The organism is Citrobacter sp. MGH105, assembly GCF_001037485.2.
In the GTDB taxonomy this organism is placed as follows: Bacteria; Pseudomonadota; Gammaproteobacteria; order Enterobacterales; family Enterobacteriaceae; genus Citrobacter; species Citrobacter portucalensis.
In genome coordinates this window covers 1,707,914-1,723,643 of sequence record NZ_CP073048.1, presented here as the reverse complement: position 1 = coordinate 1,723,643, position 15,730 = coordinate 1,707,914, and the positions used below count along the sequence as shown (strand labels likewise).

The window sequence follows — 15,730 nt, the reverse complement described above, 5'->3', positions numbered from 1 at the left end:
GTCCATCTGACGGGTACTATGCTGCGCTTTGCTATTCACCGCACGGATGCCTGTCGGTCTGCTGTATCAGGCCATTTTTGACCTGAGTGTAACTATGTCTGCAACTCAACATTCCTCTGCCACAGTCTCGGAACACACGACCCGCGCCGTGCTCCGCCAACCCCGTCTGCTGGTGCGCGAAACGCTGGCCGGTGTGGTAACCGCCCTGGCGCTGATCCCGGAAGTAATCTCGTTTTCCGTGATCGCAGGCGTTGATCCTAAAGTCAGTTTGATCGCCTCCGTCGTACTGTGCCTGGCGATGTCTTTTTTAGGCGGTCGTCCCGCAATGGTTACCGCCGCTGCAGGATCGGTCGCGCTGGTGATTGGTCCGATGGTGCATCAACACGGCGTGCAATACATCCTGCCTGCAGTGGTGCTGGCCGGGATGATTCAGATCCTGTTTGGTGTATTGGGAATGGCACGTCTGATGCGATTCATCCCTACGGCCGTGATGACCGGCTTTGTTAACGCGCTGGGTATATTGATTTTCTTTGCCCAAGTCCCGCATTTCTGGGGCAAAAGCCCGCTCATCTGGGGGTTGTTTGTCCTGACGCTGCTGATTGTGCTGTGGGTTCCGCGGTTTATTAAAGCAATTCCCGCACCGCTTATCGCCATCGTGCTGCTGACCGTGTTCACTGTCACCAGCGGGCAACTGTTACCGACCGTCGGTGATGAAGGTTCAATGAGCGGCGGTCTGCCAGGATTAACGCAGTTACTCGTACCGCTCAACCTGCACACGCTGGCGATTATCTGGCCCTGCGCGCTGAGCATCGCTTTTGTTGGTTTGATGGAGTCGCTGTTAACCGCCCGTCTGGTGGATGACCTGACGGTGACGCCGTCGAATAAGAATCGCGAAAGCACCGGACTGGGGATTGCCAATATTTTGGCCGGATTTTATGGCGGTATTGCCGGGTGCGCAATGATTGGTCAAACCATCGTTAACGTCGAGATGGGTAAAGGACGCAGCCGCGTCTCGACGTTTGCCGCCGGACTGGTGCTGTTGCTGCTGGTCACCGCGTTAAGCGAAGTGATGGCGAAAATACCCATGTCGGTGCTGGCGGGGATTATGGTGATTGTGGCGGTGAAAACCTTCAGTTGGCACAGCATCCAGCCCGCCACGCTGACGAAACTGCCCGTCACTGAAACGCTGGTGATGCTGGTGACCGTCGCTGCCACGGTTTCTACCGGCAACCTGGCGATTGGCGTGGTTGTCGGGGTGATGACGATGCTTATTCTACCGCGTATCGTCAGACGCAAACGGGCGACTACATCAGAAACAGCGTTGCCAGACCGAGAAAAATAAAGAAACCACCAGTATCAGTGATAGCGGTTATCATGACGCTCGAGCCGACCGCCGGGTCGCGCCCGAGCTTCACCATCGTCATCGGAATGATAACCCCCATCAACGCCGCCATCAGCAGATTGAGCATCATCGCCAGAGTCATCACACCACCGAGCGCCATATCATCGTACAGCCACCAGGTAATGCCGCCCATAATCCCGCCCCACACGAGGCCGTTGATTAGCGCCACGCCCATCTCGCGCAGGATGAGAAACGTCAGGTTCCCCGGCTGAATATTTTGCAGCGCCAGCGCGCGGACGATCATAGTGATAGTTTGATTCCCGGTATTGCCGCCGATACCCGCCACAATCGGCATCAACGAGGCCAGCGCCACCAGTTGCGAAATCGTATGTTCAAAACCGTCGATCACCCGCGAGGCGATAAAGGCGGTACAGAGGTTAACGGCCAACCACGCCCAGCGGGTTTTTACCGCTTTGGTAACAGGCGCAAACACGTCCTCTTCGGCGCTTAAGCCCCCCATTCGACGCAGATCGGTGTCGGTTTCTTCATAGACAACGTCGACGATCTCATCGATGGTTAAACGGCCCATCAGTTTACCGGAAGGGTCAACCACCGCGGCGCTGACCAGGTTGTCGCGTTCGAAGGTACGCGCAGCGTTTTCGGCGATATCTTCAGGAGAAAAGGTGAGTGGGTCATCTTCCATCACCTCGCTGACTTTTCGCTGCACATCATTGAGTAAAATGCAGGTTAGCGTCAGTTCGCCAACCAGAACTTTATTGCGATCGGTCACGAAAAGTTTATCGGTATTCTCCGGCATTTTCCCCAGCCGCCGCAGGTAGCGTTGCACCACTTCCAGCGTCACGTCCGGACGCACAGTGATGACCTCGAACTCCATGATCGCGCCGACGCTATTTTTCTCGTAGTGCAGCACCTGGCGGACGCGCGTCCGCTCCTCTGCCGGTAACGTCGCCAGCAGACGACCGGTAAGGTTACGAGGCAAATGCTGCACCAGGTAAATCTGTTCATCGATATCGAGATATTGCAGCGCATCCAGCAGCTCGCGGTCGCTCATCTCATCGATCAGGTCGTCCCAGACGTTTTCAGACGCCTCAAGCAAGACGTTACCGCGCTTTTCATTTTCGACCAGTCGCCACAGGGCGTGGCGCTCTTCAGAGGGCAAAGCTTCGAGGGTATCGGCGAGGTCAGGCGGTGGCAGGTGGGCCACCAGCGCCCCTACCTCAGCAATATCGTCGGCTAACGTACCGACGTCATATTGCTCAGCCAGGGTAAGCTTGCCCAACAGCGTTGAAATAATGGCTTTATCAGTGGTCAGCAGCCAGATGAGGCGCGCACGCTCTTCATCACGCAGTCTGGCGCTGTTTTTGTTTATTACGGACATTAATCATAAATCCATGATATGAAATATCATTAATCATGATGCCGATTTATGTAAATAACAATAAACAGTGCCGCCGGGTGGCTAAAAAACCGGCGGCACTGAAGGATCAGGCTGTGCGAGCCACCGCGTCGCGCGAGGCGGCGTCACGTTCATCGCCCAACAGTTCACTCAACTGTCCGTTACGCATTTCCAGTAGACGATCGGCGTGAATAAAATAGTGATCGTCGTGGCTGATGGCGAAAATGGTTTTCCCCATTTCCTGCATCAAAGGCAATAGCACCTGATAGAACTCCCGGCGGAAATGGGGATCCTGATCGGCAGCCCATTCATCCAGCAGAATGATGTCGCGCTCCTCCGCCAGGGCCAGCAGCAGCGCCACGCGTTTCTTCTGCCCTTTCGACAGCTTCAGATTGAGGATACGACCATCGCTCAGCTCCAGCTTATGACCCATCTTCAGATGTTCCAGCCACTTCGCGACCAGTTGCCGATTAGCCTCTTTACCTTCCGGCCCCAGCAGTTTGTCGAACAGCCAGACGTCGGTAAACACGGCGGAGAATAGCTTGCGGTAGTCTTCTGGTTTTTCAACGGCAACGGCCTTACCATCAAGCAATATTTCGCCTGACTGCGGCTGGTATAGACCGGTCAGTAACATCGCCAGCGTAGATTTTCCGCTACCGTTACCGCCAATCAGAAAGATCAGTTCACCGCGATGAATCGTCAGATTCACCGGCCCTACGGAAAACGCATTATCCTGATAGTGGAAAACCACGTTGCGCAGCTCCAGCGTTTGCCAGTTGGGAAACGCGGTTGGGCGTGGGAATTCGGCCTTAAAAGGTGCCAGTGCGAATTTATTCAGCTTGTTGAACGCCACCTGCGCGGTAAGCAGCGTCGGCAGCGCGCCAACGGCAGAGAGCAACGGTGTTCGCAGGAATAACAGCGTCAGAGAATAGGTCGCTGCCACGGCGGTATCAGCCCATCCCAGACTGTTAGCCATCCAGAACACCAGGCCAATGGCACCCAGCATCATAATGTTCGACCAGTTAACCGCGCTCAGGTGGAAGGTATCGGCACGGATAATATGGTGGCGATACTCTTTGGCATCCGGGACGTACATCTGATTAAAGATATGCTCGGCGCGCTCGCGGTTAAGCGTCAGCTCTTTGCGCCCTTCCAGCACCGTCTGATAATCGTTGTACAACTTGTCTTCAGTTTCGCGCAAGGTGGCCATGTGTTTATACACCCGCGCCACCAGCACAAATCCGCCCCAGATGGTGATTGCCATCCAGATTGCCGTTACCAGTAGCATTTTGGTCGACAGCATCGCCAGATACGCCGCCGATCCTATGGTCAGGATAATCCCCTGCACCAGCTCAGGTAGACGAACAAAGGCGATGGTGATGTTGCGGATATCACTGGTTAAACCGGCCAGCAACGAGGCGCTGCCAAGCTGTTCAATACGCTCGACGTGAGTATCCAGAATTCGTTTGATAAATTCGCTACGCAGGCGGTAGACAAAGTGGTGACCCAGCGTGGTCAACGCCAGCTGAGAACCGAGGGTGACAACCATCAACAACAGCAGCAGGCCAAGAAACTCCGGAAGCACCATCAGCGTGGTGTCGACCGTTTCGATCAAGCGCTGGTTGATAAACGCAATCAGCCCAATCCCCAACGCGGCGCTGGCGAGGCTGAGCGCCATCACGCTGATAAATGGCCAGCGATACTGCCGCCAGACAAGAAGTAAAAGTTCCATGCACACAACCCGGACAAGTAATAACAGCCCGCAGTTTAAACATCTCTTCGCTGACAGCAATAATAATTCTTATTTTTATTCTTTTTTACCTGCCTGGCGAAAAGTCAGATTGTAACGACAGTCTCCGGTCAACGGATGATAGCCCGTCTTAAGCGGCTGGATCCCATGATAAAACAGCCGCGAATTACCGCCCCACACCACGACATCGCCGTGTTCCAGCAGTAAACGCTTTAAAGGGTCATTACGGCGCAAGCCGCCAAATTGAAAGATGGCTGGTAGCCCCAGCGATACAGATACAATTGGCGCCCGCAGGTCGGGCTCGTCTTTATCCTGATGTAAGGACAGTTTTGCCCCTGGCGTGTAGCGGTTAATCAGGCAGGCATCGGGTTGAAAATCAGCATAGCCCGCCGCCGTCGCCGCCTGTTGGCACAAATCAGCGAACGCATCCGGTAGCGGCGGCCAGTGCGTGCCGGTGAGTGGATCAAACGGAGAATAAAGATAGCCATGCTGATCCGTCGTCCAGCCCAGATGGCCGCAGTTGGTCATCGCCACCGACATCGTATAGCCGCCGGGCGTCACCATCTGGCGAAACGGCGACTGTTTGGCGACAGCCGCTATCGCCTGCAGTAAAGAGGGCCCAGAGTCAAAAGCGAAACGTCGCAGAATAACCGCACCTGACGCCAGCGGCTCCTGCCAGGGTTTCGCATCCGCAAAGAGATCGAGCATTATGTTTCCTCGCCAGTAGTTTCCCGTTGCAGTAACTGCGCCTTGCGCGCAATACCCCATCGGTAGCCCGAAAGTGCGCCATCGCCACGGATCACCCGGTGACACGGGATAACAATCGCCAGTTTGTTGGCCCCACAGGCACTGGCCACCGCGCGCACCGCCTTCGGTTTGCCGATGGCGCTGGCCAGCTGTTGGTAGCTCACTGTTTCGCCGCACGGAATTGTGCGCAGCGCCTGCCACACCTGCTGCTGAAATGCGGTGCCCCGGATATCTAGGGGTAGCGATAGCGACGCGTCACGCGAATTGATCGCTACGATCACTTCGCGCACGCGCTGCTGAAAATTGGCATCTGCAGTGACATCCTGCGCGGCGGGAAACAGCGCATGAAGATCCGCAACCAACGTAGCGTCATCATCGCCAAGCAAGATCGCGCAGATACCCCGCTCGCTTTCCGCCACCAGACAGCGACCCAGAGCGCAATCTGCGAGGGTATAGCGTACAGAAACGTTGTCGCCACCTTTACGAAATTGCTTTGCCGTCATGCCTAATGCTTGATCGGCTTTGCGATAGTAGCTGCTGCTGTCGGGGAATCCGGCGTTGAGAATCGCCTGTGTAACCGGAACACCTTTCGCCAGGGCATCGCGCAGACGGCGAGCACGCCATGATTGTTGCCACACTTTCGGGGTCATGCCCGTCGTGGCTTTGAACAGACGATGCAAGTGATACGGGCTCATTGCCACCTGCTGTGCCAGCTCGTCCAGCGTAAGAGGTGACTCTTGCTCCAACAACTGACAGGCGCGGGCAATTTTGTCCAGCCGATGCTGTTGCGCGCTGTCTTTATCCGGCTGGCAGCGCTTACAGGGGCGAAACCCGGCATCCTGTGCCTGCTGGGCATCGGCATAAAAACGGACATTTTTGCGCAGCGCATGTTTTGCCCGACAGGACGGACGGCAGAAAATACCGGTGGTCTGGACGGCAAAAACAAACTGACCGTCGGCGTCAACGTCGCGATCCACAACGGACTGCCAACGGTCATCGTCAGTGATGCATAAACGATTTTTCATTTCGGACTCCTTTGTTAAGCATAGCGCTTAGCCTCAGTGTGTCCCCATCGTCGGGCATAAAAACCCGCAATCTTGCTTTTTAATTTTTTTCGCTGACCAGAAAGCTATTAAACTGCGGCGACATCCAGGTTTTAAACCCCTCGCCCTCTTTCACAATCATATAGACCGCCAACCCTTCACGACGCACGACTTCTTTGGCCTTTTCCGGGCCGAGCACCATCAATCCGGTATCCCAGCCATCGGCCTCCAGCGCCGTTGGCGCAATCACCGTTACGGACACCAAATTATGTTCGATCGGGCGACCGGTTTGCGGGTCGATAACATGGGAAAGGCGCTTACCGTCCAGCTCATAATAGTTCCGGTAGCTGCCGGAGGTGCTAATGCCGTGCCCGTTAATGTCGACAATCGCCTGCACAGCGTTTTCGCGATCGGTCGGTTTCTGGATCGCCACTCGCCACGGATGCCCTTCAGCATTCATTCCTCTGCTGTTCAGTGCACCACCAACGGAAACCAGATAACGGGCGATCCCTTCTTGCTCCATCAATCGAGCCAGATGATCGGCGGCGTACCCTTCACCAACGGTAGAGAGATCCACATACAGATCCGGCAAGTCTTTTTGCAGGTAGTTCTGATGCGCTTCATTCACGACTTTCAGATGAGAAAGCCCGGTTTGCGCTTTTGCAGCGTCAATTTGCCCTTGGGTGGGAATATGCAACGGTTGCTGATCCGGGCCAAAGCCCCACAGGTTGACTAACGGCCCCACGGTGATATCCATGGCCCCATCGGTTTTTGCACCAATGCGTAGCGCCGAAGTCACGATATCCGCCATGGCGTCGTTAACCGGCCACGGCGACAGACTTTTCGACAGGTTAAAGCGCATTAACGCAGAATCGTTTTTATAGGTGGAGAGCAGTTGATCATCGGCATCAAGCTGGGTCTGGATCTTGGCCTGCAGTTCCCTGGCGCGTTTGGCATCTACGCCTACCGCACTGACCCGCCAGAAAGTGCCCATCGTTTTACCTTCCAGAACGATGGCAGGTGTTGTGGTCTGAGCAGGTTTCGGGGCCTCATCGCACCCGACAAAAAAGATCGCCACAGCCAGCAGTGCTGCGCGATAAAAATTCATTTCCATACGTAATTATCCTCATGCGAACGGGCGCAAGAGTACACCAAAAATCGTTGTTTGTACGGCGAAAAAACGGCATTAAAAAAGGCCCCGCAGGGCCTTTGATAGACATAATGTAGATTAGAACTGGTAAACCAGGCCCAGTGCTACGATGTCATCGGTGCTGATGCCAGCATCACGAGTGAACTGGTTGTCATCCAGCAGGTTGATTTTGTAATCAACATAGGTGGACATGTTTTTGTTGAAGTAGTAAGTCGCGCCAACATCAACATATTTCAGGATATCTTCGTCGCCATAGCCGCGGCCCAGGTCTTTACCTTTGGACTGCAGGTAAGCCACGGACGGACGCAGACCGAAGTCGAACTGGTACTGAGCAACGGCTTCGAAGTTCTGTGCTTTGTTAGCCCAGCCCAGAGAGCCCGCACGCGTTGCGTTGTAGGTCTGGGTGTACTGTGCTGCCAGGTACACGTTGTTCGCGTCGTATTTCAGACCACCAGTGTAGGTTTCAGCACGGTCGCCAGTACCGAAGTTCAAACGGTTCTGCTCGTCAGTACGTTTGGAGCTGGTGACAGCAGTACCCAGTGCGAAGCCTTCACCGATATCATAAGTGATAGATCCGCCAACGCCGTCGCCGTTTTGACGCAGCGCGTCACGACCGTTGTTGGTCACGCCAGTGAACGTTCTGCCGTTCTCGTCTTCGCCGCTTACGCTACCGTTTTTACCCTGATACTGAATGGCAAAGTTCAGGCCATCAACCAAACCGAAGAAGTCGGTGTTACGGTAGGTCGCGAAGCCGTTACCACGCTGCTGCATGAAGTTGTCAGCACCGTAAGTATCGCCGCCGAATTCCGGCAGAACGTCGGTCCAGGACGTTACGTCGTAAACTACGCCGTAGTTACGACCGTAGTCGAAAGAACCTACGTCAGCGAATTTCAGACCCGCAAACGCTACACGGGTCCAGGCGTTGTTTTCACTTTCAGCCGCATTACCCTGAATCTGGTATTCCCACTGGCCGTAACCGGTCAGTTGGTCGTTAACCTGAGTTTCGCCTTTGAAGCCGATACGCATGTAAGTCTTGTCACCATCATCACCTTTGTTGTCGGAGAAATAGTGCAGACCATCGACTTTACCGTACAGATCTAATTTGTTGCCGTCTTTGTTATAAATTTCAGCCGCATTCGCTGCGCCTGCTACCAGCAGTGCTGGTACCAGGAGGGACAGTACTTTAACTTTCATGTTATTAACCCTCTGTTATATGCCTTTATTGCTTTTTTATGCCACTGCATACTGATTAAGGTCATTAACCAGTCGGCAACTTCATTCTCCGCAAAAACACAGAATAATCCAACACGAATATGATACTAAAACTTTTAAGGTGTTTCATTTATCGGCATAGATGTTTCCAAATGTTAATGCGAGGGAACTTTTTTAAAATCAAAAAACAGTCGAAATAAGCACAAATAATCAAGAATCATTTCAATACTCTTTAAAATCAATGCGTTACACAAAAAAATCTTATAGCACTGAATGACAAAACAAAATCTTCACTCGCAACTAAAATAGACCCGCTATCATCATTAACTTTATTTATTACCGTCATTCATTTATGAATGTCTGTTTACCCCTATTTCAGCCGAATGCTCAGCGTTCGGTTTTTTTTTACCCTTCTTTACACAAAACTTACCTTTCTGTGCTACCGATGCAAAACTATAACGACTATTAACTATCTCGTAGCGTTGTGATCAGATATAAATTTGATAAATAATTTCTTGTTATTTAATGCTAAATGTATACTTTCCGTACAAATATTTGTACCCGCCTTTATCCACTGTACACCTTTGCACCGTCATGGCTGCAACAAAATGAGGCGTAAAAAATGCAAGCTATGCCGCGCGGTGTAAGTGTGGTAATTCATACATTACCCTTTATACTGCCCCTTCATCTTTCGCGTCGTTTAACAGGTCATAAACACGAATGAGTCAGTCTGACACAACGGTTTCCACCCGATTCTCCCTGTTACCAGGAAGTATTACCCGTTTCTTCTTATTACTGATCGTTGTGCTGTTGGTGATGATGGGTGTTATGGTCCAGAGCGCCGTCAACACCTGGCTAAAGGATAAGAGTTATCAGATTGTCGATATTACCCATGCCATTCATAAAAGGGTCGATACCTGGCGATACGTGACCTGGCAAATCTATGACAATATTGCCGCTACAACCAGTTCACCAGGCGCAGATGGGCTACAGGAAACGCGTCTGAAACAAGATATCTATTATCTTGAGAAACCCCGCAGAAAGACTGAAGCGCTGATTTTCGGCTCGCATGACAGTTCTACACTGGAAATGACCCAGCGTATTTCAACGTATCTGGACACGTTGTGGGGCGCGGAGAATGTCCCATGGTCAATGTATTACCTGAATGGTCAGGACAACAGCCTGATCCTAATCTCGACGTTACCTCTGAAAGATCTGACCTCTGGTTTTAAAGAATCGACGATTGGGAATATTGTGGATTCTCGGCGCGCTGAGATGCTGCAACAGGCTAATGCGCTGGATGAACGTGAAAGCTTCTCTTCACTGCGCCGTCTGGCCTGGCAAAACGGGCATTACTTCACGCTACGCACGACCTTTAATCAGCCAGGACATCTGGCAACGGTTGTCGCCTTTGACCTGCCGATTAATGACTTGATCCCTCCCGGGATGCCGTTGGACAGTTTCCATCTGGAACCTGATGCCACCTCAACGACCGAGCACCTGAATGAAAAAGAGTCGCCTGACAGCGTCAGCATTAATTTCAACAACAGTAAAATTGAGATCTCTTCGGCGCTAAACTCAACGGATATGCGGCTGGTGTGGCAGGTTCCGTTTGGCTCATTGCTGCTCGACACATTGCAAAGCATTCTGCTACCGCTTTTGCTGAACATTGCGTTACTGGCTCTGGCGCTGTTTGGCTATACCACCTTTCGCCACCTCCCTGCCCGTTCGACTGAAGTGGCGCCAAACCTTGCGGCAAATAACGAACTGCGTGTTCTGCGCGCAATCAATGAAGAGATTGTTTCCCTTCTGCCGCTGGGATTACTGGTACACGATCAGGAAGCAAACCGCACGGTTATCAGCAATAAAATTGCCGACCACCTGCTGCCGCATTTAAATCTGCAAAACATTACCAATATGGCAGAGCAGCATCAGGGAGTGATTCAGGCCACCATCAATAATGAACTGTATGAGATCAGACTGTTTCGCAGCCAGATCTCCCCGAGAACGCAGATCTTTATCATTCGTGACCAGGACCGCGAGGTGCTGGTCAATAAGAAACTGAAACAAGCACAGCGGCTGTATGAGAAAAACCAGCAGGCCCGCGCGGCCTTTATGCAGAATATTGGCAGCGCGCTGAAAGACCCCGCGAAAACGCTGGCTGCTAATGCCGCCGCTCTCAATACACCAGACAGCCAGAAACTGGCCAATCAGGCCGACGTTCTGGTGCGCATGGTGGACGAAATCCAGCTAGCCAACCTGCTGGAGAACGATGCCTGGAAAGGTGAATCCACACTGTTTTCCGTGCAGGCATTAATTGACGACGTGGTTCCGGAGGTTCTGCCGGCCATTAAGCGTAAAGGGCTGCAGCTGCTGATTAAAAATCACTTAAGCGCCCATGACGAACGCCGTGGCGATCGCGATGCCTTGCGCCGTATTTTGCTGCTGTTGATCCAATATGCGGTAACCACCACGCAGATTGGTAAAATCACGCTGGAAGTCGACCAGGATGAGTCAGAGGCCGAACGCCTGACCTTCCGCATTCTGGATACCGGGGAAGGCGTCACATTAAATGAAGTTGATAATCTCCATTTCCCATTCATTAATGACACGCAGGGCGATCGGTATGGCAAAGCCAACCCGCTGACGTTCTGGCTGTGCGATCAGTTAGCCCGCAAACTTGGCGGACACCTGAATATTAAAGCACGGGAAGAACTTGGAACACGTTACATCGTCCATGTTAAAATGCCGCTGCACGATCAACATGCTGATAGTGAAGAGCGCCTGTTGGATGACGTCTGCGTAATGGTTGATGTCACCTCAAATGACGTACGTAGCATTGTATTACGTCAGCTGGAAAACTGGGGGGCAACCTGCATCACGCCCGATGAACGGTTGAATAGTCAAGAATATGATCTCTTTTTAACGGATAATCCGTCTAATCTTACTGCCTCAGGCCTACTTTTAAGCGATGATGAGTCTGGCGTACGGAAAATTGGCCCAGGCCAACTGCGCGTCAACTTTAATATGAGCAATGCTATGCAGGAAGCTGTCCTTGAGCTGATTGAAGAGCAGCTGGCACAAGAAGAGTTCCAGGAACTCCCCCTCGGCGGAGATGAAAACGCCGAACTTCATGCCAGTGGTTACTACGCACTCTTTGTAGACACAGTACCGGATGATGTTAAGAGGTTGTATACTGAGGCGGCTATCAGCGATTTCGCTGCATTAGCCCAAACGGCCCATCGCCTGAAAGGCGTGTTTGCCATGCTTAATCTGGTACCCGGCAAGCAGTTATGTGAAGCGCTGGAACATCTTATTCAAGAGAAAGATGCTCCAGGTATAGAAAAATACATCAGCGACATTGACGTTTACGTCAAGAGCTTGCTGTAGCAAGGTAGCCCAATACATGAACACTATGAACGTAATTATTGCCGATGACCACCCGATTGTACTGTTCGGTATTCGTAAATCACTTGAGCAAATCGAGTGGGTAAATGTTGTCGGCGAATTTGAAGACTCCACTGCACTGATCAACAATTTGCCTAAGTTGGATGCGCATGTGTTGATTACCGACCTCTCCATGCCGGGAGATAAATACGGTGATGGGATCACGTTAATTAAATATATCAAGCGTCATTTCCCAAGCCTGTCGATTATCGTTCTGACCATGAACAACAATCCGGCTATCCTGAGCGCGGTACTGGATCTCGATATCGAAGGGATCGTACTGAAGCAAGGCGCGCCAACCGACCTGCCAAAAGCGCTGGCCGCGCTGCAGAAAGGTAAGAAATTTACCCCGGAAAGCGTGTCTCGTCTGCTGGAGAAAATCAGCGCCAGCGGCTATGGCGACAAACGTCTGTCACCGAAAGAGAGTGAAGTTCTGCGCTTGTTTGCCGAAGGTTTCCTGGTTACTGAGATCGCCAAAAAGCTCAACCGCAGCATTAAAACCATCAGTAGCCAGAAAAAATCGGCAATGATGAAGCTTGGTGTGGAAAACGATATCGCACTGCTGAATTACCTCTCCTCCGTGACGCTGAGTCCGTCAGACAAAGAGTAATTCTTTATCACGTCAAAATGCCTGATGGCGCTGCGTTTATCAGGCCTACGAATAAACAGCATCGTGCACGTTTCGTAGGTCGGATAAGACTAACGCCGCCATCCGGCTTTTTTATCCCCTATCCCCGCGTTTTTCTCACTCTTTCCGCATAGACCGCCAGCGTTTGCTTCAATACGTCTAAGGTCACCGGCTTGGACAGACAGCTATCCATACCTGATTCCAGACAACGCTGCTTCTCTTCGGCCAGCGCGTTTGCCGTTACCCCCACAACAGGCAGCGTTAACCCTAGCTGGCGGATACGCTGCGTCAGGCGATAACCATCCATATTTGGCATGTTGACGTCACTCAGCACGATATCGATATGGTTTTTGCTGAGTACATTGAGCGCATCCACACCGTCATTCGCCGTTTTACACTGATATCCCAACGATCCCAGCTGATCGGCCAGTAAGCGCCGGTTGATAGGGTGATCGTCAACAACCAGGATCATCATGTCATCGTTCGTCGCACCGGCTTTATCCGGGGCTGGCAGCGCCGTGGAGAGATCTTCACTCCCCAGCTCTACACTGTAGATATGCGCCAACAGCGCAGGCAGTTCGTGCGGTGACGCCACGCTGTGTACCCATTCTCCAGGCTCTCTTTCCAGCGGAATGCCAATATGGCGGCGGCAGAAAATTACCGCTGCCCGTCCCTGCCAGGCCTGTTCCAGCACATCGTCAGCCACCAGCAGGTCATCCGCATCGGGCTGTTGTCCCTCATATCGCAGCACCGTCATCCCGTTACGCGTCAGGCTGGATTCGAGAAATTGGTACAGTGACGCATTACGTACTGCCAGCCAGCAACGCGTGCCTGCCAATCCTTCACCCCCCTTTTTCAGCGGATACTGTGCGCCATAAAGCGGAATACGCAGCGTAAACTGACTCCCCATTCCCGGCTCGGAATCGACGGAAATATCCCCATCCATCATGCTGATCAGTTTTTCACAAATAGCTAAACCGAGCCCCGTTCCCTGGAAATTACGCTGAACGCCAGTCCCAACCTGGAAGAAAGGATCGAACAACCGAACCACCTCTTTGGCAGGGATCCCTACACCGGTATCACGCACTCGAATGCTCAGGTAGTCGCCGCTGCACTGCACGTGCAGCACAATACAACCGGTATCGGTAAACTTGATTGCGTTACTCAGCAGATTAGAAATCACCTGTTGTAAACGCATCGGATCGCCATTCAGCGCCACGGGCACATCCGGGTCGATAAAGCAGTACAACCCCAACTGCTTGCGGACCACCAGCGGCAAATAGTTAGCCGTAATATGGTTCATGACTTCACGCGGTGAAAACTCTCGCGGCTCAATCTTCAGCTGTTCAGATTCAATTTTTGAGAAGTCGAGAATATCGCTGATAATTTTCAGCAGCAGGCTGGAAGAGTTATTCATCGCCGTTACCAGACGATCCACCCCACTCGGTAACTCTTTGGTTTGCAACAAATCAAGATTACCGATAATGCCATATAGCGGTGTACGTAGCTCATGGCTCACCGTCGCAAGGAACATCGATTTGGACTGGCTGGCCTGTTCCGCCGCCTGCGCCATCTCCTGCAACGACTCTTCCATTTTAACGCGCGCACTGACATCAACCAGGACACAAATTGCCACGTTTTCATTGCGATAGCGCGAGTGCACAAAGCTGATTTGCAGATTGGTATTGTTGCTGGTTAGCACATCAACAAAATTGACCTGTTGGCCGCAAATAATTTGCGTTAGCCGCTGACGGTCTTCATGCGTCAACATGTTCAGATAGGTGTGTGCCAGTTCGTTACTCAGGATGTTAATCCCATCCATCGTGCGCAGAATACAAATACCCACCGGCGCAGAAGCTACGATTTTACGGTTAAACTGCTCATGTTCTTCCAGCCGCTGAGCATCACTTTCCGCCGGAATAAAAATGCGCCGTTCATACATGCGCGTGAGCATAAACAATGCCGCGCCAACCAGCACGTTCAACAAGATAGCGTTCAGGATCATCATGCGGATCCGTTCCAGCACCAGATCGACCGGAACGGAGTACACGATGCTCAGGGAGGACGGAGGCAGATTCTTCTTCAATACCAGCTCGCGGAAACCCGGCGTGTAGCCAAACCAGGAGCGCTCCTGCATCCAGTGAGGCTCAGCCTTAATATTCCCTTCAGGGCCGGTGAGAGAAATTAGCGCATGCCCATTTTCGTCGAGGATGGTCACGCCCATCGGTAAACTACCCGGCGTGAAGAAATTCTCCATGCGAATAGGCTGCTCTACGCCCAACAGCGCCTGGAGGCGGTTGGCGAGGTAAACCGGCGTCAGCGCATAGAAATACCCTACTCCCGGACGCGGCCCCTGGCTGATCCAGAACAGGTTGTTGCCGTTTTCGTCTTGCGTAGCATTGCGATACTTAATAATGCGCTCATGCAACGCCTTCAGGGCCTCGTCACGTTCGACGGGCATATCACGCAAGCCGAAATTGGCCATACAGAGGTTGTCGCTGCCGATCAGGAACACTCGATTTAAATCATAGGCGGCGGAAAAGTTGTCGCGCCAGTAGCGCATAAACCATGCCAGTGATTCCAGAGAACCTCGCCAGGCATTGCCCATGACAGAACAGTCGGAGTCGGCAAACAGCGGCTCAAAATTAGGCACGACGGTTTTATCATCTCGCGCCCGCAGCGACATCACACCGTTTTCCGCCGTTAAGCGATTCTCGGCAATATATTTAAGCTCTTTAATGACATCAGATGTGCGCTGAATGTAGCGCTGGGCCTGATCGGAGCTGAGATTAAGTTCCTGATGGATCTCAGACTCTCGCTGGTGCAGCGCATTCACAATGTAGAACACGGAGGCGAACGCAATCAGACACCAGATGACGAGCGCCAACGCTCTGAACAGGTAGCGTGAGACTTTTAGGGTTGAATGAACGGAAGCAAGGTATTTCAAAGGGGCGAAGCTCCGCCTCAGGGCATTAATAGAGTGTGGTTAAGGTA

At 52.3% G+C, this 15,730-nt stretch carries 10 protein-coding genes; 3 read left to right on the top strand and 7 right to left on the bottom strand.

Annotation, left to right across the window (positions count from 1 at the left end; genetic code table 11):
- Positions 1-94: 94 nt before the first annotated feature.
- Positions 95-1,342 (top strand): SulP family inorganic anion transporter, encoded by a 1,248-nt coding sequence (locus tag SK35_RS08070; protein WP_048216404.1) that lies wholly within the window; start codon positions 95-97, stop codon positions 1,340-1,342.
- On the opposite strand, the gene mgtE is transcribed toward SK35_RS08070, so the two are convergent.
- The 6 genes from mgtE to SK35_RS08040 form a co-directional block, all read right to left on the bottom strand.
- Positions 1,305-2,741, bottom strand: a complete 1,437-nt coding sequence (gene mgtE / locus SK35_RS08065; RefSeq protein ID WP_008785304.1) for a magnesium transporter — start codon at positions 2,739-2,741, stop codon at positions 1,305-1,307. The two genes, SK35_RS08070 and mgtE, sit on opposite strands and share 38 nt — an antisense overlap.
- 106 nt (positions 2,742-2,847) lie before the next feature.
- The gene (locus SK35_RS08060) at positions 2,848-4,491 is read right to left on the bottom strand and encodes a multidrug ABC transporter permease/ATP-binding protein (protein WP_048215887.1); all 1,644 of its coding nucleotides are present in this window, start codon (positions 4,489-4,491) and stop codon (positions 2,848-2,850) included.
- Between the two features lie 75 nt (positions 4,492-4,566).
- Positions 4,567-5,217, bottom strand: coding sequence for a DNA oxidative demethylase AlkB (gene alkB, locus SK35_RS08055; protein ID WP_048215886.1), 651 nt, complete (start codon positions 5,215-5,217; stop codon positions 4,567-4,569).
- Entirely contained in the window at positions 5,217-6,281 is a 1,065-nt protein-coding gene (gene ada, locus SK35_RS08050; RefSeq protein ID WP_048215885.1) for a bifunctional DNA-binding transcriptional regulator/O6-methylguanine-DNA methyltransferase Ada, read from the bottom strand. Before ada ends, alkB begins: the two co-directional genes overlap by 1 nt.
- 79 nt (positions 6,282-6,360) lie before the next feature.
- The gene (gene apbE / locus SK35_RS08045; protein WP_048215884.1) at positions 6,361-7,413 is read right to left on the bottom strand and encodes an FAD:protein FMN transferase ApbE; all 1,053 of its coding nucleotides are present in this window, start codon (positions 7,411-7,413) and stop codon (positions 6,361-6,363) included.
- A 114-nt stretch (positions 7,414-7,527) separates the two neighbouring features.
- Positions 7,528-8,643, bottom strand: a complete 1,116-nt coding sequence (locus SK35_RS08040) for a porin OmpC (RefSeq protein WP_048215883.1) — start codon at positions 8,641-8,643, stop codon at positions 7,528-7,530.
- Positions 8,644-9,381: 738 nt separating this feature from the next.
- On the opposite strand from SK35_RS08040, the gene rcsD reads away from it, so the two are divergent.
- Together rcsD and rcsB are read left to right on the top strand one after the other, a co-directional pair.
- Positions 9,382-12,051, top strand: a complete 2,670-nt coding sequence (gene rcsD, locus SK35_RS08035; RefSeq protein WP_048215882.1) for a phosphotransferase RcsD — start codon at positions 9,382-9,384, stop codon at positions 12,049-12,051.
- Between the two features lie 16 nt (positions 12,052-12,067).
- On the top strand, positions 12,068-12,718 hold the full coding sequence (gene rcsB, locus SK35_RS08030) for a response regulator transcription factor RcsB (RefSeq protein WP_003027592.1): 651 nt from the start codon (positions 12,068-12,070) through the stop codon (positions 12,716-12,718).
- A gap of 118 nt (positions 12,719-12,836) precedes the next feature.
- Here the strand turns inward: rcsB and rcsC are convergent, their stop codons facing one another.
- Positions 12,837-15,683, bottom strand: a complete 2,847-nt coding sequence (gene rcsC / locus SK35_RS08025) for a two-component system sensor histidine kinase RcsC (RefSeq protein WP_048215881.1) — start codon at positions 15,681-15,683, stop codon at positions 12,837-12,839.
- Positions 15,684-15,730: the final 47 nt, after the last annotated feature.

Coding starts and splice junctions, on each gene's coding strand:
- SK35_RS08060 (WP_048215887.1), bottom strand. CDS start 4,491: ATGGAACTTTTACTTCTTGTCTGGCGGCAGTATCGCTGGCCATTTATC.
- apbE (WP_048215884.1), bottom strand. CDS start 7,413: ATGGAAATGAATTTTTATCGCGCAGCACTGCTGGCTGTGGCGATCTTT.
- alkB (WP_048215886.1), bottom strand. CDS start 5,217: ATGCTCGATCTCTTTGCGGATGCGAAACCCTGGCAGGAGCCGCTGGCG.
- SK35_RS08040 (WP_048215883.1), bottom strand. CDS start 8,643: ATGAAAGTTAAAGTACTGTCCCTCCTGGTACCAGCACTGCTGGTAGCA.
- mgtE (WP_008785304.1), bottom strand. CDS start 2,741: ATGTCCGTAATAAACAAAAACAGCGCCAGACTGCGTGATGAAGAGCGT.
- rcsD (WP_048215882.1), top strand. CDS start 9,382: ATGAGTCAGTCTGACACAACGGTTTCCACCCGATTCTCCCTGTTACCA.
- ada (WP_048215885.1), bottom strand. CDS start 6,281: ATGAAAAATCGTTTATGCATCACTGACGATGACCGTTGGCAGTCCGTT.
- rcsB (WP_003027592.1), top strand. CDS start 12,068: ATGAACACTATGAACGTAATTATTGCCGATGACCACCCGATTGTACTG.
- SK35_RS08070 (WP_048216404.1), top strand. CDS start 95: ATGTCTGCAACTCAACATTCCTCTGCCACAGTCTCGGAACACACGACC.